The sequence below is a fragment of the Stenotrophomonas sp. TWI1183 genome (genome assembly GCF_039673115.1).
In the GTDB taxonomy this organism is placed as follows: domain Bacteria; phylum Pseudomonadota; class Gammaproteobacteria; order Xanthomonadales; family Xanthomonadaceae; genus Stenotrophomonas; species Stenotrophomonas maltophilia_AA.
In genome coordinates, this window is record NZ_JBDJKZ010000039.1 from 1 (window position 1) to 480 (window position 480).

The window sequence follows — 480 nt, forward strand, 5'->3', positions numbered from 1 at the left end:
CCCGACCCCCTGATTCAAGGAGAGATGCATGTACCACCATCGAATTCGATCGGCTACGGGAATCGGGATGCTGCTTGCCCTGGCCAGCGGCATGATGCTCAGCGCCTGCGGCGAGCGATCGTCCGGCAATGAGAAGGACCGCGACGCCGCGGCAGGTCACGCCCCTGCCGCATCCCCTGCTGCTCCCGCTGCATCGGCAGACACTGCTGCGCTGGAAGAGGCCAGGACCATCGCGCGCGAGGCCTACGTCTACGGTGTCCCGATGGTGGACACGTACAAGACCGTCTATGCGTTCAACGTCAACACCTCCAACCCGCAGTACAAGGGGCCGTTCAACGCCATCCTGAACATCGCCCGCGTGTTCACTCCGGACGACACTGCCTTCGTGACGCCGAATTCGGACACCCCCTACTCCTTTGCCATGCTGGATCTGCGGGCAGAGCCGGTGGTGATCACCGTGCCCAGGATGGCGAAGGATCG

General features: G+C 63.5%; 1 protein-coding gene. It reads left to right on the forward strand.

Translation table 11 applies throughout. The features are described 5' to 3' along the window. Positions 1-67 precede the first annotated feature (67 nt). Positions 68-480: DUF1254 domain-containing protein (locus tag ABE434_RS18805; protein WP_346479869.1), on the forward strand; the 413-nt coding region annotated here is incomplete at its 3' end.